This is a genomic window from Mycolicibacter algericus DSM 45454, assembly GCF_002086455.1.
Taxonomy (GTDB): Bacteria; Actinomycetota; Actinomycetes; order Mycobacteriales; family Mycobacteriaceae; genus Mycobacterium; species Mycobacterium algericum.
The window spans coordinates 14,837-33,079 of record NZ_MVHC01000012.1 but is presented as its reverse complement, the minus strand read 5'-3'; the positions used below and the strand labels follow the sequence as shown (position 1 = coordinate 33,079).

23 protein-coding genes and 1 pseudogene are annotated in these 18,243 nt (G+C 67.5%); 15 read left to right on the top strand and 9 right to left on the bottom strand.

The features are described 5' to 3' along the window. Positions 1–18: 18 nt before the first annotated feature. From metH to BST10_RS12865, 5 genes are all read left to right on the top strand, one after another. The gene (metH, locus tag BST10_RS12885; RefSeq protein ID WP_242665669.1) at positions 19–3,747 is read left to right on the top strand and encodes a methionine synthase; all 3,729 of its coding nucleotides are present in this window, start codon (positions 19–21) and stop codon (positions 3,745–3,747) included. A gap of 19 nt (positions 3,748–3,766) precedes the next feature. Next, positions 3,767–4,474: an HAD family hydrolase gene (locus BST10_RS12880; protein ID WP_205277385.1), complete on the top strand. Its 708-nt coding sequence runs from the start codon at positions 3,767–3,769 to the stop codon at positions 4,472–4,474. 78 nt (positions 4,475–4,552) lie between these two features. Beyond that, a complete protein-coding gene (locus tag BST10_RS12875) occupies positions 4,553–4,834 on the top strand; it encodes a phosphoribosyl-ATP diphosphatase (protein WP_041317750.1) in 282 nt (93 codons plus the stop codon). Positions 4,835–4,836: 2 nt separating this feature from the next. Further along, a complete protein-coding gene (gene hisG / locus BST10_RS12870) occupies positions 4,837–5,697 on the top strand; it encodes an ATP phosphoribosyltransferase (protein ID WP_013828714.1) in 861 nt (286 codons plus the stop codon). Between the two features lie 59 nt (positions 5,698–5,756). Next, the gene (locus BST10_RS12865; RefSeq protein WP_083038144.1) at positions 5,757–6,239 is read left to right on the top strand and encodes a DUF4126 family protein; all 483 of its coding nucleotides are present in this window, start codon (positions 5,757–5,759) and stop codon (positions 6,237–6,239) included. A 39-nt stretch (positions 6,240–6,278) separates the two neighbouring features. On the opposite strand, the pseudogene BST10_RS12860 reads toward BST10_RS12865, so the two are convergent. Beyond that, positions 6,279–6,599 (bottom strand): annotated as a pseudogene (locus BST10_RS12860) (PD-(D/E)XK nuclease family protein); the annotation flags it as partial. A 68-nt stretch (positions 6,600–6,667) separates the two neighbouring features. On the opposite strand from BST10_RS12860, the gene BST10_RS12855 reads away from it, so the two are divergent. Further along, positions 6,668–7,501, top strand: coding sequence for a tRNA (adenine-N1)-methyltransferase (locus BST10_RS12855; RefSeq protein ID WP_013828717.1), 834 nt, complete (start codon positions 6,668–6,670; stop codon positions 7,499–7,501). Positions 7,502–7,521: 20 nt separating this feature from the next. On the opposite strand, the gene BST10_RS12850 is transcribed toward BST10_RS12855, so the two are convergent. The 4 genes from BST10_RS12850 to BST10_RS12835 form a co-directional block, all read right to left on the bottom strand. Then, positions 7,522–7,959, bottom strand: a complete 438-nt coding sequence (locus BST10_RS12850; protein WP_013828718.1) for a hypothetical protein — start codon at positions 7,957–7,959, stop codon at positions 7,522–7,524. A gap of 170 nt (positions 7,960–8,129) precedes the next feature. After that, positions 8,130–8,423 carry a DUF503 domain-containing protein gene (locus BST10_RS12845; RefSeq protein WP_013828719.1) on the bottom strand — a complete coding sequence of 98 codons (294 nt, stop codon included), beginning with the start codon at positions 8,421–8,423 and terminating at the stop codon, positions 8,130–8,132. A gap of 2 nt (positions 8,424–8,425) precedes the next feature. Beyond that, a complete protein-coding gene (gene lppK / locus BST10_RS12840) occupies positions 8,426–8,971 on the bottom strand; it encodes a lipoprotein LppK (RefSeq protein ID WP_083038142.1) in 546 nt (181 codons plus the stop codon). 17 nt (positions 8,972–8,988) lie between these two features. Beyond that, entirely contained in the window at positions 8,989–9,477 is a 489-nt protein-coding gene (locus BST10_RS12835; RefSeq protein WP_041317756.1) for an MTB12 family secreted protein, read from the bottom strand. A gap of 155 nt (positions 9,478–9,632) precedes the next feature. Here BST10_RS12835 and arc point away from each other — a divergent pair, with 155 nt between their 5' ends. Then, positions 9,633–11,456 (top strand): proteasome ATPase, encoded by a 1,824-nt coding sequence (gene arc, locus BST10_RS12830; protein WP_083038229.1) that lies wholly within the window; start codon positions 9,633–9,635, stop codon positions 11,454–11,456. A 133-nt stretch (positions 11,457–11,589) separates the two neighbouring features. On the opposite strand, the gene BST10_RS12825 is transcribed toward arc, so the two are convergent. Continuing rightward, on the bottom strand, positions 11,590–12,009 hold the full coding sequence (locus BST10_RS12825) for a hypothetical protein (RefSeq protein ID WP_083038140.1): 420 nt from the start codon (positions 12,007–12,009) through the stop codon (positions 11,590–11,592). A gap of 124 nt (positions 12,010–12,133) precedes the next feature. Here BST10_RS12825 and BST10_RS12820 point away from each other — a divergent pair, with 124 nt between their 5' ends. Genes BST10_RS12820 through dop form a run of 3 tightly spaced genes read left to right on the top strand, consistent with a single transcriptional unit; the run spans position 12,134 to position 14,559 of the window. After that, positions 12,134–12,754: a TetR/AcrR family transcriptional regulator gene (locus tag BST10_RS12820; RefSeq protein WP_083038138.1), complete on the top strand. Its 621-nt coding sequence runs from the start codon at positions 12,134–12,136 to the stop codon at positions 12,752–12,754. Between the two features lie 38 nt (positions 12,755–12,792). Continuing rightward, positions 12,793–13,020 carry a DUF2293 domain-containing protein gene (locus tag BST10_RS12815; RefSeq protein ID WP_083038136.1) on the top strand — a complete coding sequence of 76 codons (228 nt, stop codon included), beginning with the start codon at positions 12,793–12,795 and terminating at the stop codon, positions 13,018–13,020. A gap of 30 nt (positions 13,021–13,050) precedes the next feature. Then, complete coding sequence (gene dop, locus BST10_RS12810; protein ID WP_013828727.1) at positions 13,051–14,559, top strand: depupylase/deamidase Dop; 1,509 nt, start codon at positions 13,051–13,053, stop codon at positions 14,557–14,559. A gap of 54 nt (positions 14,560–14,613) precedes the next feature. Here dop and BST10_RS12805 read toward each other — a convergent pair whose 3' ends face one another. Further along, a complete protein-coding gene (locus BST10_RS12805; protein ID WP_013828728.1) occupies positions 14,614–15,003 on the bottom strand; it encodes a type II toxin-antitoxin system VapC family toxin in 390 nt (129 codons plus the stop codon). Further along, on the bottom strand, positions 15,000–15,254 hold the full coding sequence (locus tag BST10_RS12800) for a FitA-like ribbon-helix-helix domain-containing protein (RefSeq protein WP_013828729.1): 255 nt from the start codon (positions 15,252–15,254) through the stop codon (positions 15,000–15,002). The genes BST10_RS12805 and BST10_RS12800 overlap by 4 nt, the downstream gene beginning before the upstream one ends. Before the next feature lie 187 nt (positions 15,255–15,441). Between BST10_RS12800 and BST10_RS12795 the strand changes: the two genes are divergently transcribed. Genes BST10_RS12795 through prcA form a run of 3 tightly spaced genes read left to right on the top strand, consistent with a single transcriptional unit; the run spans position 15,442 to position 17,260 of the window. Then, positions 15,442–15,636 carry a ubiquitin-like protein Pup gene (locus tag BST10_RS12795; RefSeq protein ID WP_013828730.1) on the top strand — a complete coding sequence of 65 codons (195 nt, stop codon included), beginning with the start codon at positions 15,442–15,444 and terminating at the stop codon, positions 15,634–15,636. After that, positions 15,633–16,517 (top strand): proteasome subunit beta, encoded by an 885-nt coding sequence (prcB, locus tag BST10_RS12790; protein WP_041317760.1) that lies wholly within the window; start codon positions 15,633–15,635, stop codon positions 16,515–16,517. The genes BST10_RS12795 and prcB overlap by 4 nt, the downstream gene beginning before the upstream one ends. Continuing rightward, on the top strand, positions 16,514–17,260 hold the full coding sequence (gene prcA, locus BST10_RS12785; RefSeq protein WP_013828732.1) for a proteasome subunit alpha: 747 nt from the start codon (positions 16,514–16,516) through the stop codon (positions 17,258–17,260). Before prcB ends, prcA begins: the two co-directional genes overlap by 4 nt. 8 nt (positions 17,261–17,268) lie before the next feature. Here prcA and BST10_RS12780 read toward each other — a convergent pair whose 3' ends face one another. Further along, positions 17,269–17,505 carry a DUF167 domain-containing protein gene (locus BST10_RS12780; protein ID WP_013828733.1) on the bottom strand — a complete coding sequence of 79 codons (237 nt, stop codon included), beginning with the start codon at positions 17,503–17,505 and terminating at the stop codon, positions 17,269–17,271. Between the two features lie 42 nt (positions 17,506–17,547). Here BST10_RS12780 and BST10_RS12775 point away from each other — a divergent pair, with 42 nt between their 5' ends. Both BST10_RS12775 and BST10_RS12770 read left to right on the top strand, forming a co-directional pair. Next, positions 17,548–17,799: a hypothetical protein gene (locus tag BST10_RS12775; protein WP_013828734.1), complete on the top strand. Its 252-nt coding sequence runs from the start codon at positions 17,548–17,550 to the stop codon at positions 17,797–17,799. A 6-nt stretch (positions 17,800–17,805) separates the two neighbouring features. Further along, positions 17,806–18,237 carry a type II toxin-antitoxin system VapC family toxin gene (locus BST10_RS12770; protein WP_013828735.1) on the top strand — a complete coding sequence of 144 codons (432 nt, stop codon included), beginning with the start codon at positions 17,806–17,808 and terminating at the stop codon, positions 18,235–18,237. Positions 18,238–18,243 lie beyond the last annotated feature (6 nt).

The window sequence follows — 18,243 nt, the reverse complement described above, 5'->3', positions numbered from 1 at the left end:
GTCATGGAAGGGACCCGCGTGACTAACTTTGAGCCCAACATCCAGCCTGACTGCACCGAGGAGCTGACGGCTGCGCTGCGACGGCGGATCGTGGTGATCGACGGCGCGATGGGCACGGCGATCCAGCGCGACCGGCCGGATGAGGCCGGTTACCGCGGCGAGCGGTTCAGCGAGTGGCCCACCCCGCTGCAGGGCAACAACGACCTGCTCACCTTGACGCAACCGGAGATCATCGAGGGCATCCACCGCGAGTATCTCGAGGCGGGCGCCGACATCTTGGAGACCAACACCTTCAACGCGAACGCGATCTCGCTGTCGGACTACGACATGGCGGACCTCAGCTATGAGCTGAACTATGCGGGCGCCGCCCTGGCCCGCAAGGCCGCAGACGAATACAGCACCGCCGCCTTGCCCCGCTACGTGGCCGGCACCATCGGGCCGACGACGCGGACCGCGTCGATCTCGCCGGACGTCAACGACCCCGGCGCCCGCAACGTCTCCTACGACCAGTTGGTCGCTGCCTACCTCGAAGCCGCCAACGGCCTGGTCGACGGTGGCGCCGACATCATCCTCATCGAGACGATCTTCGACTCGCTCAACGCCAAGGCAGCGGTGTTCGCCGTCGAGACGTTGTTCGAGGAACGCGGACGCCGCTGGCCGGTCATCATCTCCGGCACCATCACCGATGCGTCCGGGCGCACCTTGTCGGGTCAGGTCACCGAGGCGTTCTGGAACTCGATCCGGCACGCGAGGCCCATCGCGGTGGGCCTCAACTGCGCCCTGGGCGCGCCGGAGATGCGGCCCTACATCGCCGAGATGGCGCGGATCGCCGACACCCACGTGTCCTGCTATCCCAACGCCGGCCTGCCCAACGCCTTCGGCGAGTACGACGAGGACCCGGAGCGTCAGGCCAGCTACATCGCCGAGTTCGCCGAGGCCGGCCTGGTCAACCTGGTCGGAGGTTGCTGCGGAACGGCGCCCGAGCACATCGCCGAGATCGCCAAGGTCGTCGAGGGCAAGCCGCCACGTGAGCTGCCGACCATCGAGGTGGCCACCCGGCTCGCGGGCCTGGAACCGCTCAACATCACCGACGACTCGCTGTTCGTCAACATCGGCGAGCGCACCAACATCACCGGTTCGGCCCGGTTCCGCAACCTGATCAAGGCCGAGGACTACGACACCGCGCTGTCGGTCGCGCTGCAACAGGTCGAGGTCGGTGCGCAGGTCATCGACATCAACATGGACGAGGGCATGATCGACGGCGTCGCCGCGATGGACCGGTTCACCAAACTGATCGCCAGCGAACCGGATATCAGCCGCGTCCCGGTGATGATCGACTCCTCCAAGTGGGAGGTCATCGAGGCGGGCCTGAAGAACGTGCAGGGCAAGCCGATCGTCAACTCGATCTCCATGAAGGAGGGCGAGGAGAAGTTCATCCGCGAGGCACGGCTGTGCCGCAAATACGGCGCCGCCGTCGTCGTGATGGCCTTCGACGAGCAGGGGCAGGCCGACAACCTGGAGCGCCGCAAGGAGATCTGCGGGCGCGCCTACCGGGTGCTGACCGAGCAGGTCGGCTTCCCGGCCGAGGACATCATCTTCGACCCCAACTGCTTCGCGTTGGCGACCGGCATCGAGGAGCACGCCACCTACGGGATCGACTTCATCGAGGCCTGCGCCTGGATCAAGGAGAACCTGCCCGGGGTGCACATCTCCGGCGGCATCTCGAACGTGTCGTTCTCGTTCCGGGGCAACAACCCGGTCCGCGAGGCCATCCATGCGGTGTTCCTGTACCACGCGATCAAGGCCGGCCTGGACATGGGCATCGTGAACGCCGGAGCGCTGGTGCCCTACGACTCGATCGACTCCGAGCTGCGGGAGCGCATCGAGGACGTCGTGCTGAACCGTCGCCCGGATGCGGCCGAGCGGCTGCTGGAGATCGCCGAACGGTTCAACTCCTCCGGGGAAGGAACCCGCGACGCGGATCTTGCGGAGTGGCGCAACCTCCCGGCCCGCGAGCGGATCACGCACGCCCTGGTCAAGGGCATCGACGCCCACGTCGACGAGGACACCGAGGAGCTGCGGGCCGAGATCGCCGCCGCCGGCGGCCGGCCGATCGAGGTCATCGAGGGCCCGCTGATGGACGGCATGAACGTCGTCGGCGACCTCTTCGGCGCCGGCAAGATGTTCCTGCCCCAGGTCGTGAAGTCGGCCCGGGTGATGAAGAAGGCCGTGGCCTACCTGCTGCCCTACATCGAGGCCGAGAAACAGCCCGGCGAAGACGACCACACCAACGGCACCATCGTGATGGCGACGGTCAAGGGCGACGTCCACGACATCGGCAAGAACATCGTCGGGGTCGTGCTGCAGTGCAACAACTACACCGTCGTCGACCTCGGGGTGATGGTGCCCGCCGAGAAGATCCTGACCGCGGCCCGGGAGTACGACGCCGACATGATCGGCCTCTCCGGCCTGATCACCCCGTCACTGGAGGAGATGGCCGGCTTCGCCGCCGAGATGGAACGCGAAGGCCTGGAGATCCCGCTTTTGATCGGCGGCGCGACCACGTCGAGCGCCCACACGGCCGTCAAGATCGCGCCGCGTCGTAGCGCTCCGGTCATCTGGGTCAAGGACGCGTCGCGCTCGGTTCCGGTGGTTGCGGCGCTGCTCGACGACAAGCAACGCCCGGCGCTGTTGGAATCGACCGCGGCCGACTACGCGTCGCTGCGGGAACGGCACGCCCAGAAGAACGAGCGGCCGATGGTGCCGCTGGAGAAGGCCCGCGCCAACCGGACTCCCATCGAGTGGGACGGCTACACGCCGCCGGTGCCCGTTATAGGGACCGGAGTGTGGGAATTTCTTGATTACGACCTCGCCGAGTTGCGCGAGTACATCGACTGGCAGCCGTTCTTCAACGCCTGGGAGATGAAGGGCCGCTTTCCCGACATCCTCAACAACCCGGCTTCCGGCGAGGCCGCGCGCAAGCTGTACAACGAGGCCCAGCAGATGCTCGACACCGCGATCGAGGAGAAGTGGCTGACGGCCAACGCGGTGATCGGGTTCTTCCCGGCCAACGCGGTCGGTGACGACGTCGAGGTCTACACCGACGACACCCGTACCGAGGTGTTGACCATGTTCCACAACTTGCGCCAGCAGGGCGCGCACCGGCCGGGTATCCCGAACCGGTCGCTGGGCGACTACATCGCCCCCAAAGAAACGGGTCTGGCCGACTACATCGGCGCCTTCGCCGTCACCGCGGGGCTGGGCAGCGGCGAGAAGATCGCGGAGTTCAAGGAGGCGCTCGACGACTACAGCGCGATCCTGCTGGAGTCGGTCGCCGACCGGCTGGCGGAGGCGTTCGCCGAACGGATGCACCAGCGGGTTCGCAAGGAGTTCTGGGGATTCCAGCCGGACGAGGCCTTGGACAATGACGCCCTGATCGCCGAGAAGTATCAGGGGATCCGCCCTGCCCCGGGCTACCCGGCCTGCCCGGAGCACACCGAGAAGGCGACGATCTGGAAGTTGATGGACGTCCAGGAGCGGACCCGCATCGAGCTGACCGACTCGATGGCGATGTGGCCCGGTGCCGCCGTCAGCGGCCTGTATTTCTCGCACCCGCAGTCGCAGTATTTCGTGATCGGCCGGTTGGCCCAGGACCAGGTCGCCGACTACGCGAAGCGCAAGGGCTGGACGCTGGCCGAAGCCGAGCGCTGGCTCGGCTCCAACCTCGGCTACAACCCGGAGGACTGAGTCCTGAGGTGGTGCCCTGATGGGTGAGTTGCGCGCGGTGCTGTGCGACATGGACGGCACCCTGGTCGATTCCGAGAAGCTCTGGGATGTCGCGATGGATGCGCTCTACGACCGCCTCGGCGGGGTGCTGACGCCGCAGGTGCGGGCGGCCACGGTCGGTGGCAGCGCGGCCGACAACATCCGCATCGTCTACGACGACCTGGGCCTGACACCCGACCCGGCGGCGATGGCCGACTCGGCGGCCTGGATGCACGACTACACCGCCGGGTTGTTCGATGCGGCCCTGCCCTGGTGCGACGGCGCCCAGGAGTTGCTGGAGGGACTCGCGGCGGCGGCCCTGCCCATGGCGCTGGTCACCAACACCCCGCGGCTGCTGGCCGAGCGGGCGCTGAACACCATCGGCCGGCACTATTTCGACGCGGTGGTCTGCGGTGACGAGGTGGGCCGGGGCAAGCCGGCGCCGGATCCCTACCTGCGGGCCGTCGAGTTGCTGGAGCTGGATCCGCGCGAGTGTCTGGCCGTGGAGGACTCGCCGACCGGCGCCGCCTCGGCCGAACTGGCCGGTTGTGCGGTGCTGGTGGTGCCCAACGCGATACCGGTGCCGCCCGGTGCGATGCGTCACCAGGTGGGGTCGCTGGCCGGGCTCGGGCTGACGGACCTGCACGAGATCTACACCCGGCTCTCTTCCTCCCGCGACCGGGCGCGTCTGCCCGCCGACACGCCGTAACGGCTGTACCGCTGTGCACGCTCGCCCGGCCACCGGAACCACCACGGGCGAAACTGCCGTGACTGCCCAGGACGGGGCATGAAACAATCCCTGCTCGTGAAGACCTTCGAGGAGCTGTTCGCCGAGCTCGGTGACCGCGCCGCCACCCGACCGGCCGGCAGCGCCACCGTGGCCGCGCTGGACGCCGGGGTGCACACCATCGGCAAGAAGATTCTGGAGGAGGCCGGCGAGGTGTGGCTGGCCGCCGAGCACGAGTCCGATGACGCGCTGGCCGGCGAGATCAGTCAGCTGCTGTATTGGACCCAGGTGCTGATGATCTCGCGCGGGCTGACGTTGTCCGACGTGTACCGGAAGTTGTGATCATGTTGCGTGTCGCGGTTCCCAACAAGGGAGCGCTCAGTGAGTCCGCCGCGGCGATGCTGGCGGAGGCCGGCTACCGCAGCCGTGCCGACGCCAAGGACCTGACGGTCCTGGATCCGTCGAACAAGGTGGAGTTCTTCTTCCTGCGGCCCAAGGACATCGCCATCTACGTCGGGTCGGGGGAGCTGGACCTGGGGGTCACCGGCCGGGACCTGGCCCTGGAATCCACTGCGCCGGTGCGCGAACGGCTGGCGTTGGGATTCGGCTCGTCGCGGTTCCGCTACGCCGCCCCGGCCGGGCGGGACTGGACCGTGGCGGATCTGGCCGGAAAGCGGATCGCCACCGCTTATCCCAATCTCGTTCGGAAAGACCTGGCGGCCAAGGGAATCGAGGCGACCGTCATCCGTCTGGACGGCGCGGTGGAGATCTCGATACAGCTCGGGGTGGCCGACGCGATCGCCGACGTGGTCGGGTCGGGCCGCACCTTGCGCCAGCACGACCTGGTGGCTTTCGGTGAGACACTGTGCGATTCGGAGGCGGTGCTCATCGAGGCCGCCAAGCCGAACGGCCGCAGTGAACAGACGGCCGCAGCCCGCGATCAGCTGGCGGGCCGGGTGCGCGGCGTGGTCTTCGGTCAGCAGTACCTGATGCTGGACTACAACTGTCCGCGGGCGGCTCTTGAGCAGGCTGCCGCGATCACCCCCGGCCTGGAGTCACCGACCATCGCTCCGCTGGCCGAGCCGGACTGGATCGCGGTCCGCGCGCTGGTGCCGCGCCGCCAGGTCAACACGATCATGGACGAACTGGCCGCCATCGGGGCCAAGGCCATCCTCGCCTCGGACATCAGGTTCTGCCGATTTTGATCAGTGCAGGTCGGGGAGTTGTTGACGTGTTAGCGTCCGGGAGAACCTAGGAGGCTCTCGTGACGCATTTCCTTGTGCTGCTCCTCGCGCTGTTGATCGGTGTCGTCGCCGGACTGCGTGCGCTGACCGCGCCGGCCGTGATGGCCTGGGCGGCCGCACTGCACTGGATCAACCTGGACGGCACCTGGGCTCAGTGGTTGAGCCACTCGGCGACCGTCACCATCCTGACGGTGCTGGCGGTTGGTGAACTCGTCACCGATCAATTGCCCAAGACACCGAACCGCACCGTGCCGCTGCAGTTCACCGCTCGGATCGTGTTGGGCGGGTTCGCCGGTGCAGTGCTCGGCACAGCCTGGAACTACACCTGGACGGCACTGGGCGCGGGCATGATCGGCGCGGTGATCGGCACGTTGGTCGGTTTTGCCGTGCGGCAGCGCCTGGTCGCCGTCAGTGGCGGGCGCGACCTGCCGATCGCGCTGCTGGAAGACAGTGTCGCGGTGCTGGGTGGCATCGCGATCGCGGCTTACACCGCGGTGCTGTGAGCTGAGACGTTCAGCGCCACTGCACCACCGAGCGGCCGTTCACGCCGCGCCGTCCATCGGCCAGCCGGGATAGGCCGGTGGGGTCCCGCCGAACGCCGGACACAACGCGCGGTGCGCGCACCTATCGCAGAACCGCGACGGGTTCGGCCGGAAATCACCGGTGGCACCGGCAGTTTGGATGGCACGCCAGATCGCGATCAGGGTCTTCTCGAAGCGCAGCAGCCCCGCGTGATCGGGTGAGTAGTCCAGCAACTGGCCGTCGGCCAGGTAGATCAGCCGCAGCTGTGCCGGAAGCACCCCGCGTGACCGCAGCAGCGCCACCGCATAGAACTTCATCTGGAACAGCGCCTTCGACTGGGCCGACGCGCTGCCCGACGAGGGCATGCGCCGACAACCCGCGCCTTCCACCCTGCGTAGGGTGAACGGCTGTGTCCGAATCCGGGATCTTCCAAGCAGGCGACCGGGCCCAGTTCACCGACGCCAAAGGTCGCCGCTACACCACGGTGCTGGTCCCCGGCGGTGACTTCCACACCCATCGGGGCGCCATCCCGCACGACGAGGTGATCGGGCTGCCGGACGGCAGCGTGGTCAAGTCCGCCAATGGTGACCCGTTCCTGGTGCTGCGGCCGCTGCTGGTCGACTATGTGATGTCGATGCCGCGCGGGGCGCAGGTGATCTATCCCAAGGATTCCGCACAGATCATTCACGAGGGCGACATCTTCCCCGGCGCCCGGGTGCTGGAGGCCGGTGCCGGTTCGGGCGCATTGACGCTGTCGTTGCTGCGAGCCGTCGGGCCGCAGGGCCGGGTGGTCTCCTACGAATTGCGCGATGACCACGCCGAGCACGCCCGCCGCAATGTCGAGACCTTCGTCGGGCAGCTGCCCGACAACTGGCGGCTGGTGATGGGCGATGTCGCCGACTGCGATCTGCCCGACGGGTCGATCGACCGGGTGGTGCTGGACATGCTGGCGCCGTGGGACGTGCTCGACGTCGTGTCGCGGGTGCTGATTCCCGGCGGGGTGCTGGTGATCTATGTTGCCACCGTCACTCAGCTCTCCCAGGTGAACGAGGCGCTGCGCGAGCAGCAGTGCTGGACCGAGCCGCGATCATGGGAGACCATGCAGCGCGGCTGGAACGTCGTCGGGCTGGCGGTGCGCCCGCAACATGCGATGCGCGGCCACACCGCCTTCCTGGTCTGCGCCCGCAGGCTGGCGCCCGGCACGGTCACCCCGACCCGGCTGGGACGCAAACGCCCGGTGTGAGCAGACGGGTCCGGTTGGGTTTACGGCCCCCAGAGGCGCGGATTCATGGCATGCGCCGACGGTGCCTCCACTTCCACGGCGCCATCCGCACCGGTCGTGTAGGGGAAGATCAGCCCTACCGCGGCGCCCTCACGGTGCTCGACACTGATCTCGATCCCGTCGCGGTGCGGATCGGTCAACGTGACGTTCAAGGCGACGACGGCGGCCCGCAGACTGTCCTTGAGCGCGGTCACGGCCCGCCAATGCGCCGCCAGTTGTTCGACGACGGCCAACTTCGCTGACGTCGGGTAGTCGGGTGCGATCACCTGGCGTTCGCCGTCGACGGACACCGCCAGCGCGAAAGGCAGGAACTCGCCGCGGGCCGCGATGGTCTCCAGCGCGAGGTTGACCGCGGCGTCGGTGAGTCCGTCAAGGTCCGCCTGCGCCTGTTCGGACACGGTGTCGCGCCAGCTCGCCATCTGCTGATCGCCTCCTCGTCAGATCGGTCTCAACGGTAGCCGGTCACCATCCGGATACCGGTCGTATCGCTGACCACCGGTCCAACTGAGCGCCGGCCCGCGACGGATCGCCGCGGCACTGTCGGCCTCGGCCGCCTCATATGAAGACTGAATCGGCCTGCGGCACAATCTCAGTCGTCGCTGCGGCTCAACCCCCGCCGCACCGACAGCAGCTCGATCTCTGGGCGCGCGGCCACCAGCCGCTCGGCCGCATCGAGGACTTCGACCACATGTCGGCGCTCCCCGGAAACCGCGGCCAGGCCGATGCCGCTGCGCCGGTGCAGATCTACCGAATCCGTCTCGGCCGCTGACACATTGAACTTACGGCGCAACTCCGCGACGATCGGGCGCACCACCGAGCGCTTCTGCTTGAGCGAGTGCACGTCACCGAGCAGCAGGTCGAACTCCAACCAGCCGACCCACATGGCTACGGCGTCGGCGTGGGAGGCGCTGTGGAGCCGGCATGTGCCTTGCCGAACGCCAGCAACGTTTTGGCGGTCTCCTGCGACAGTTGCCAGCCGCCGTCGCGCGGCGTGAACTCCATCGGGAACGCAAACCCACCGGCGTCGGGGTTGGCGGTATTGACGGTGACGTCGGCGGTCACGTTGCCCGGGTGGCGATCCGACCAGGTGATGCCGGCGGCATCGAGGGTCAGCGGCAGGTACCCGCCGTCTTTGAGCGCGGTGGCGAACTTGTCGATGGTCGCGGCGTCGGTGGGCTTGGCGCTCTCGATCAGGCTGACCTTCTCGGCGCCGGGAATCTCCGGATCGGACAACCGGTAGAGCACATCCGTGAGCGCCTCGGGCGCCGGCAGCGGCGACGACGGCGGCTCTGCCGCCACCGTTGTCGTGGCCGTCACCGGGACCTCGGTCGGCGGCTCAGCCGGTTGCGGGTGGCCGGCGCAGCCCGACAGCGCCAGCACCGCCGCCAGGGCGGTGCTGACGGTGCTCAAGGCGATGCGCTGCCGGGACATCCGCGATCAGTTCGACGTCAGTTGGACGAAGTCATCTGCGACAGCGTCATCAGCGACGTCTTGGACAGCTTCCAGCCGCCCTGGTCGACGAACATCAGGTTGACCGAACGCGGCTCCAGCTGCGGTCCGGAGGCGGTGACATCCGCGGTGGCCGCGCCGGGGCCGGCCGGGGCGATATTGGCCACGCTGATCGACAGCGGGAACTTGCCGTTGGCGACGCCCTTGGCCATCTTGCGGTCCATCACGCTGCTCTCGACCGGGCCGAGGCCGCCCTCGATGAGGTGGGACTTGCCGGCGGCGGGGATGCCGGGGTCGGCCAGGGTGTTCAGCACGTCGGTCAGCTGCTCCGGCGCCGGGATGGCGGCCGGCGGCTCGAGCGGCAGGGGCGCGCCCCAAACCGTCAACTGCACCTGCGGGGTCACGGTTGCAACCGAGGTCACACCTGCTGCGGCTGCCCCCACGAGCGCGGCGGCTGCGATGCCTGTGGCTAGGTATTTCACGGTCACAAAGGTCCTTTCGACGGCTTGAATCGTCACCCAGGCTAACAGCGTTTGTCGGTGTGTCGGATTGCCACAGCGCACGCGAATGCACAATGGCCGGTAGCGTTGAGGTATCCGTCGCTTCAACTTCCAGTTCGGGAAAGGAGCGCAACATGGACAACATGGGAGACTCGGCGCGTTCTGGGGCCTTCGACGCTTCCAGTGGGTCCGGCACGCCCGGCGACGACCTGGCCGAGCTGGAGGAGCTGCGCCGCGAGGCCGCTGTGCTGCGCGAACAACTCGACAACGCCCCGCAGGACACCGCCCGCGTCGGGCGTGACGTCCGTCAGCTCGAAGCGCACATCGACTCGCTGACCGCGCGCAACTCCAAGCTGATGGACACCCTCAAGGACGCACGTCAGCAGTTGCTGGCGCTGCGTGAGGAAGTCGACCGGCTTGGCCAGCCCCCCAGCGGTTATGGCGTGCTGCTGGCCACCCACGAGGACGAGACCGTCGACGTGTTCACCTCGGGGCGCCGGATGCGGCTGAACATCTCGCCCAATATCGAGGTCGTGACCCTCAAGAAGGGCCAGACGGTACGGCTCAACGAGGCGCTGACGGTGGTCGAAGCCACAACATTCGAGGCGGTCGGGGAGATCTCGACGCTGCGGGAGGTGCTGGCCGACGGCCACCGGGCGCTGGTGGTGGGCCACGCCGACGAGGAGCGCATCGTGTGGCTGGCCGAGCCGCTGGTCGCGGCGGATCTGCCCGAACGCAACCCGGACTCCGACTCGGACGACCGGCGGCCCCGCAAGCTGCGCCCCGGCGACTCCCTGCTGGTCGACACCAAGGCCGGCTACGCCTTCGAGCGCATCCCCAAGGCCGAGGTGGAAGATCTGGTGCTCGAGGAGGTGCCCGACGTCAGCTACGGCGACATCGGGGGCCTGGGCCGCCAGATCGAGCAGATCCGCGACGCCGTGGAGCTGCCCTTCCTGCACAAGGAGCTCTACCGCGAGTACGCGCTGCGCCCGCCCAAGGGTGTGCTGCTCTACGGCCCGCCCGGCTGCGGTAAGACGCTGATCGCCAAGGCGGTGGCCAACTCGCTGGCCAAGAAGATGGCCGAGGTCCGCGGCGACGACGCCCACGAGGCCAAGTCGTACTTCCTCAACATCAAGGGCCCGGAGCTGCTCAACAAGTTCGTCGGCGAGACCGAACGCCACATCCGGCTGATCTTCCAGCGGGCCCGGGAGAAGGCGTCCGAGGGCACTCCCGTGATCGTGTTCTTCGATGAGATGGACTCGATCTTCCGCACCCGTGGCACCGGTGTCTCCTCGGACGTGGAGACCACGGTGGTTCCCCAGCTGCTCAGTGAGATCGACGGCGTGGAGGGGCTGGAGAACGTCATCGTGATCGGGGCCTCCAACCGCGAGGACATGATCGACCCGGCGATCCTGCGGCCCGGCCGGCTCGACGTCAAGATCAAGATCGAGCGTCCCGACGCCGAAGCCGCCCAGGACATCTTCTCCAAGTACCTCACCGTGGGGTTGCCGGTGCACGCCGACGACCTGGCCGAGTTCGGTGGCGACCGTGCCGCGTGCATCAAGGCGATGATCGAGAAGGTCGTCGACCGGATGTACGCCGAGATCGACGACAACCGGTTCCTGGAGGTCACCTACGCCAACGGTGACAAGGAAGTCATGTACTTCAAGGACTTCAACTCCGGGGCGATGATCCAGAACGTCGTCGACCGGGCGAAGAAGAACGCCATCAAGTCGGTGCTCGAGACCGGTCAGCCCGGTCTGCGCATCCAGCACCTGCTGGATTCGATCGTCGACGAGTTCGCCGAGAACGAGGACCTGCCCAACACCACCAACCCCGATGACTGGGCACGGATCTCGGGCAAGAAGGGGGAGCGGATCGTCTACATCCGCACCCTGGTCACCGGCAAGTCGTCGAGCGCCAGCCGGGCGATCGACACCGAGTCCAACCTCGGTCAGTACCTGTAGCAGTCCCCGTTTGCGCGCCGAGCGTGCGCGTCCCCGTTTGCGCGCCGAGCGTGCGCGTCCCCGGTCGACACGCCGACAGAATCACCGGGAGTACGCACGCTCGCGTCAGGTACAAACCAGCCGGCGCCCCTGACTAGTTCGATGTGGCGACCTCGGCTGCGACATTGGCTGCGCCGATGGCCGCATACGAGCCGGTTAGGCCGACCATGCCCAGCGCCGCGCGCAGCGGCAGGTCGCCGCGCACCAGGTGGCTGAGCCCGTTGACGGTGTCGATGGTGTCCACCGCCAGCGAGAGTCGCTTCCAGCGGTAGCGTTCCCGGGCGCCACTGGTGAGGTACCCCAGACCCATCGCGAACGCTCGGGCGCCGTAGATGCGGGTCAGGTAGGTCAGTTCGGGCGACGGGGTCACGCCGAGCGCCCGGGCGAATTGCCGCGGCGCGGCCAGCGATACCGCAGCGAGGATCACCCGGCCGAGCGCCATCACCTGCAGTGGCCCGGGCCGGCGCGCAGCGACGGAAAGGTTCTGGCCGGTAGCGGTCTGGGTTGTTGCCATCCGAGCCTCCTCAGGCCTTGTCCAATACTGACTGACCGTCAGTCATGTTACTGTAACGGTGGATTTCCGGCGCTGTCAAACGTGCGATCCGCGCATTGGGGCGCCCGGGGAAGGGAGCGGTGCGGTGGCCCAGCAGGGGGTCCGGCGGCGGACGACGCTGCCGGCGGCGCAGCGCGAAAGTCAGTTGTTGGAGGTGGCGCGCGGCCTGCTGTTGGCCGACGGGCCGACCGAGCTGACGGTGGACAAGATCACCGCCGCCGCCCAGGTCGCCAAGGGAACGTTCTACCTGTACTTCGATTCCAAAGACCACCTGCTGGCGCGGCTGTGGGCCGACTACCTCGATGCCTTCCTTGACACCGTGCAAGACCAACTCGCCGCACCGATGGCCCCGGAACCGGGTTGGCCGGCAGCGCTCGATGCGCTGATCGAGCAGATGATCCGCTACGACATGACCAATGCCGCTCTGCACCGGGCGGTGTTCTCCCAAGCATCCGGCGACGGGCTGCGCCAATTGCGCCAGGCTGATGCAAAAGTCGTCACGCTGCTCGCCGACACCGTTGCCGCGGCGGTGGCAGCCGGGGCCGCGACCGTGACCGATCCGCCCACCACCGCCGCGCTGTTGTACTACGCCGTCGATGGCCTGCTGAACGCTGCCTACCTGGCGCACGCCGAGCCGGATACGGACACCGTCATCGCGGCGGCCAAGGAGATGGTCCACCGCACCCTGCGGACCGCCCACGACTAGATTCGCCCAGCGTTCGTGGTTGTGACGCCGGCACGCCCATGTTCGGGCACCGGCCATCTGCTGATCATGGAAGATGCGGGTCCGCTGTGCCTGCACTGCTCGACCCGCAGGCAGTTCGGCTGGCGGTTGCGGCCTCGGTCCGCCACACTGACACCGACTACGACGTGCTGCTGATGGCAGGTGTGGGTCGGGAAGCAGCTCGACTCCGGGTACACGACCATGTCGAGGACGTGCTTGCCAACTGGCGCTCGCGCCACCTGCGTTAGCCCTTCGTACCCCTCGCCTAGGCTCTAGGCATGCAACGGATCATCGGTACCGAAGTCGAATACGGCATCGCTTCGCCGTCGGATCCGACCGCGAACCCGATCCTGACCTCGACTCAGGCGGTGCTGGCCTACGCCGCTGCCGCCGGAATCCCGCGCGCCAAGCGCACCCGCTGGGACTACGAGGTGGAGTCACCGCTGCGCGACGCCCGCGGATTCGACCTGAGCCGATCGAGCGGCCCGCCGCCGATCATCGACGCCGACGAGGTCGGCGCGGCCAACATGATTCTGACCAACGGGGCGCGGCTCTACGTCGACCACGCCCACCCCGAGTACTCCGCACCCGAGGTGACCGACCCGCTGGACGCGGTGATCTGGGACAAGGCCGGCGAGCGGGTGATGGAGGCCGCCGCTCGCCACGTGGCCAGCGTGCCGGGTGCGGCCAAACTGCAGCTGTACAAGAACAACATCGACAACAAGGGCGCCTCCTACGGCACCCACGAGAACTACCTGATGAGCCGGCAGACGCCGTTCTCGGCGATCATCGCGGGGCTGACCCCGTTTTTCGTGTCGCGGCAGGTGGTCACCGGCTCCGGCCGCGTCGGTCTGGGCCCGGCCGGCGACGAACCGGGCTTCCAGCTCTCGCAGCGCGCCGACTACATCGAGGTCGAGGTGGGGCTGGAGACGACGCTGAAACGCGGCATCATCAACACCCGCGACGAACCGCACGCCGACGCCGACAAGTATCGCCGCCTGCACGTGATCATCGGCGACGCCAACCTCGCCGAGACATCGACGTATCTGAAGCTGGGGACGACCGCGCTGGTGCTCGATCTCATCGAGGAGGGGCCCGAGCACGGGATTGACCTGAGCGATCTCGCGCTGGCCCGCCCGGTGCGCGCCGTACACGTGATCAGCCGCGACCCGACACTGCGGGCGACCGTCGCGCTGGCCGACGGGCGGGAGATGACCGGCCTTGCGCTGCAACGGATCTACCTCGACCGGGCGGCGAAGCTCGTCGATGCGCGCGATCCGGACGCGCGAGCCACCGACATCATCGAGACCTGGGCCCGGGTCCTCGACCAGCTGGAACGCGACCCGATGGAGTGCGCGGACCTGCTGGACTGGCCGGCCAAGCTGCGGCTGCTGGAGGGTTTCCGGCAGCGGGAGAATCTGAGCTGGTCGGCGCCGCGGTTGCACCTGATCGATCTGCAGTACTCCGATGTCCGCCTCGACAAGGGCCTCTACAACCGGCTGGTGGCCCGCGGGTCGATGAAGCGGCTGATCACCGAGCAGCAGGTGCTCGACGCAGTCGACAATCCGCCGACCGACACCCGCGCCTACTTCCGCGGCGAGTGCCTGCGCCGGTTCGGCGCCGACATCGCCGCCGCCAGCTGGGACTCGGTGATCTTCGACCTGGGCGGGGAATCGCTGGTCCGGATTCCGACCCTGGAGCCGCTGCGCGGCAGCAAAGCCCACGTCGGGGCGCTGCTGGACTCGGTGGACAGCGCGGCTGAACTGGTCGAACAACTCACTACGTAGACGTTCGTGAAATCGGCGACGGCGTCGTAGCTTTCACCGTCCGCCGCGGGGTCGTCAGCGGACACGGATCTCTACGCTGTGACCACCCGAGCGCGCCAGTCGCCGGTCACGGGTCAGCACAGCGCATTCCAACGCCTCGGCGAGCGCCACATAAGCCGCGTCGTAGGCCGTCAGATTGTCGCGCAGCGTGAACGCCCGCAGCCGAAGTTCCGCGCTACCGGGCCACCGCCGGATGGCCAGCGCATCGAAGTCGGCCAGGGCGTCGTGCGCCCGTGCCGCGCTGAGCTGCCCGCCGCGGGTCAGGCCACGCAACGCGGAGACGACTTCGAAGTCCAACAACGCCGGGGCATGTAGTTCCTCGTCGGCGAGTTCACTGCGCAGTTCGTCGGTGCCGTCGACGCCGGTGAGCGCGTCGACGAGCGCTGCGGCATCGACGACGATCATCTGCGGGGGCCGGCCAATTGCGCATCCCGCTCGATTCGGTCGGCGTCGACTACATCGATCGCCGACCCGCTGGCATGCTCGGCGCGTTGCGCGGCGCGCTGCAGGACTTCGGCGACTGTGGGGCGGTTCACTTCCCGGCTGATCAGGTCGAGCAGGTAGGCGTTCAGTGACTGGCCCTGTATGGCCGCCCGCGCCTTGAGTTCCCGACGAACCGCGTCGGGAACATTGCGGATCTGAAGTAGCGAACTCATGCATACAGTCTATATCAATAACCATACATTCTGTATTCATTGACGACGTTTCGCCGGGGTCGTTCCCCACACTTGTGCGGAGTCGTTCGACACGCAATACACCCGGGGCAACACCGGCACGGACCGGTAGGGTGGAGAAACCGGCCTGCACGTCATGCGTGGGTCGATGGAGATGCAGGAGGCAGCGATGGCTCAAGAGCAGACCAAACGTGGCGGTGGCGGTGGCGATGAGGACGATCCCACCGGTCCCGCGGCGGCCGGCCAGGAGCGTCGCGAGAAGCTGACCGGCGAGACCGACGACCTGCTCGACGAGATCGACGACGTGCTGGAAGAGAACGCAGAGGACTTCGTGCGCGCGTACGTCCAAAAGGGCGGCCAGTGAGCTGGCCGTTCCATGATCGCCTTCCTGTCAATTCCGCACTTCCCGGGATGCCGTCCAGCCCGGTAGACCTGTCGTCGTTCTCGGATTTCCTGCGCCGCCAGGCGCCGGATCTGCTGCCGGCGGGCAGTGCAGGCTTGAGTTCGGCCGGCACCGCTGAGCTGCCGCACGGCACCACCATCGTCGCGCTCAAATACCCCGGCGGTGTGGTGATGGCCGGCGACCGGCGCTCCACGCAAGGCAACATGATCGCCGGGCGCGACGTGCAGAAGGTCTACATTACCGACGACTACACCGCCACCGGCATCGCCGGCACCGCCGCGATCGCGGTCGAGTTCGCCCGGCTCTACGCCGTCGAACTGGAGCACTACGAGAAGCTCGAAGGGGTGCCGCTGACGTTCGCCGGGAAGGTGAACCGGCTGGCGATCATGGTGCGCGGCAACCTCGGTGCGGCGATGCAGGGGTTGCTGGCGCTGCCGCTGCTGGTGGCCTACGACATCGACGATCCCGACGGGCAGCATGCCGGGCGCATCGTGTCGTTCGACGCGGCCGGCGGCTGGAACGTCGAGGAGGAGGGCTACCAGGCGGTGGGCTCCGGTTCGCTGTTCGCCAAGTCGTCGATGAAGAAGCTGTACGCGCAGGTGGCCGATGCGGATTCGGCGTTGCGAGTGGCGGTCGAGGCGCTGTACGACGCCGCCGACGACGATTCAGCCACCGGCGGACCGGACCTGGTGCGCGGCATCTACCCGACGGCGGTGTCCATCGACGCTGACGGCGCCGTTGATGTCCCCGAGTCGCGGATTGCCGAACTGGCCCGTGAGATCATCGAGAGTCGAACTCGCGGAGGGGATTCGGCAGCGAAGACCAAGCGGGGTAAGAAATGAGCTTCCCGTACTTCATCTCGCCCGAGCAGGCGATGCGTGAGCGCGGTGAGCTCGCGCGCAAGGGCATCGCCCGCGGCCGCGGCGTGATCGCACTGGCCTACGCCGACGGCGTGTTGTTCGTCGCCGAGAACCCTTCGCGCTCACTGCAGAAGATCAGCGAACTCTATGATCGGGTCGGGTTCGCCGCCGCCGGACGGATCAACGAGTTCGAGAACCTACGCCGCGGTGGCATCCAGTTCGCCGACACCCGTGGCTACGCCTACGACCGCCGCGACGTGACCGCGCGCCAGTTGGCCAACGTCTACGCGCAGACCCTGGGAACGATCTTCACCGAGCAGGCCAAGCCGTATGAGGTCGAGTTGTGCGTGGCCGGGGTGGCCTACCAGGGTCAGACCAAAGCCCCTGAGCTGTACCGGATCACCTACGACGGGTCGATCACCGACGAGCCGCACTTCGTGGTGATGGGTGGCACCACCGAGCCGGTGATCGCCGCGCTCAAGGAGTCCTACACCGAGAACGCCGAGCTTGCCGACGCACTGCACATCGCGGTCAACGCGCTCAAGCAGACCGACACCGGCAACGGTGCCGAGCAGCGTGAGCTGGGTCCGGGAACACTCGAGGTGGCCATCCTCGACGCCAACCGGCCCAAGCGGGCATTTCGCCGTATCGCCCGGTCGACGCTGGAAGAACTGTTGCCGCAGGCAGATTCGTCGGGGGAGAACTCCGGCAACGCTTCCGGCTAGGGTGACGGCTACCGGCCGATCCGGAAGCGCTTGACCCGCGCCGCTGCTCCCGAAGCCAGCTCGACGCGGCTGCGCGGCACCTCGAAGTACTGCGCCAGCAGCCGGATCACCGCTGCATTGGCTTTCCCGTCGACAGCCGGCTCGCGCACGTAGACCGTCAGCTGGCCGTCGTCGTCGGTCTCCACCAGCGGGCCTTTGCGGCTGCCGGGTTTGACCTTGACGACGACGGTTTCACTTTGAGACATGATGACAGCATGCTATCAATAGGTTTGATGCTATGCTGTCATATGCGCACCACCGTGACATTGGATGATGACGTCGAGCAGTTGATTCGTCGCCGGATGGCAGAACGTCAGCTGTCGTTCAAGCAGGCGCTCAACGAGGCGATCCGCGACGGATCGGCCGGCCGCGCAACACCGCAATTCCAGACCCGGACCGCTGATCTCGGGGTCCCGTCGGTCAATCTGGACAGGGCACTGCAGCTTGCTGCGGATCTGGAGGACGAAGAGCTGATCCGCCGGCAACGCCGCGGTGCCTAGCAGACCATGAAGATCGTCGACGCCAATGTGTTGCTCTATGCGGTGAACACTGCCGCAGAGCACCATGACGCCTCGCTGCGCTGGCTCGACCGTGCGCTGTCCGGGGCGGACACGGTTGGCTTCGCCTGGGTTCCGCTACTGGCGTTCGTCCGGCTCTCCACCAAGGAGGGTTTGTTTCCCCATCCGCTGCGGCCGGAGGACGCGGTGGACCGGGTGGCCGAGTGGACCGCGGCATCTAGTGCGGTAGTCGTCAATCCCACGCCTCGACATGCCGACATCCTGACCGGGCTGCTCGCCCGTGTCGGCGCCGGGGGAAACCTGGTGAACGACGCGCACCTGGCGGCGCTCGCCATCGAGCACCGCGGCGGAATCGTTTCCTACGACGCGGATTTCGGCCGATTCGGGATCCGTTGGGATCGGCCCGACGACCTGGCGTAGGCGAGG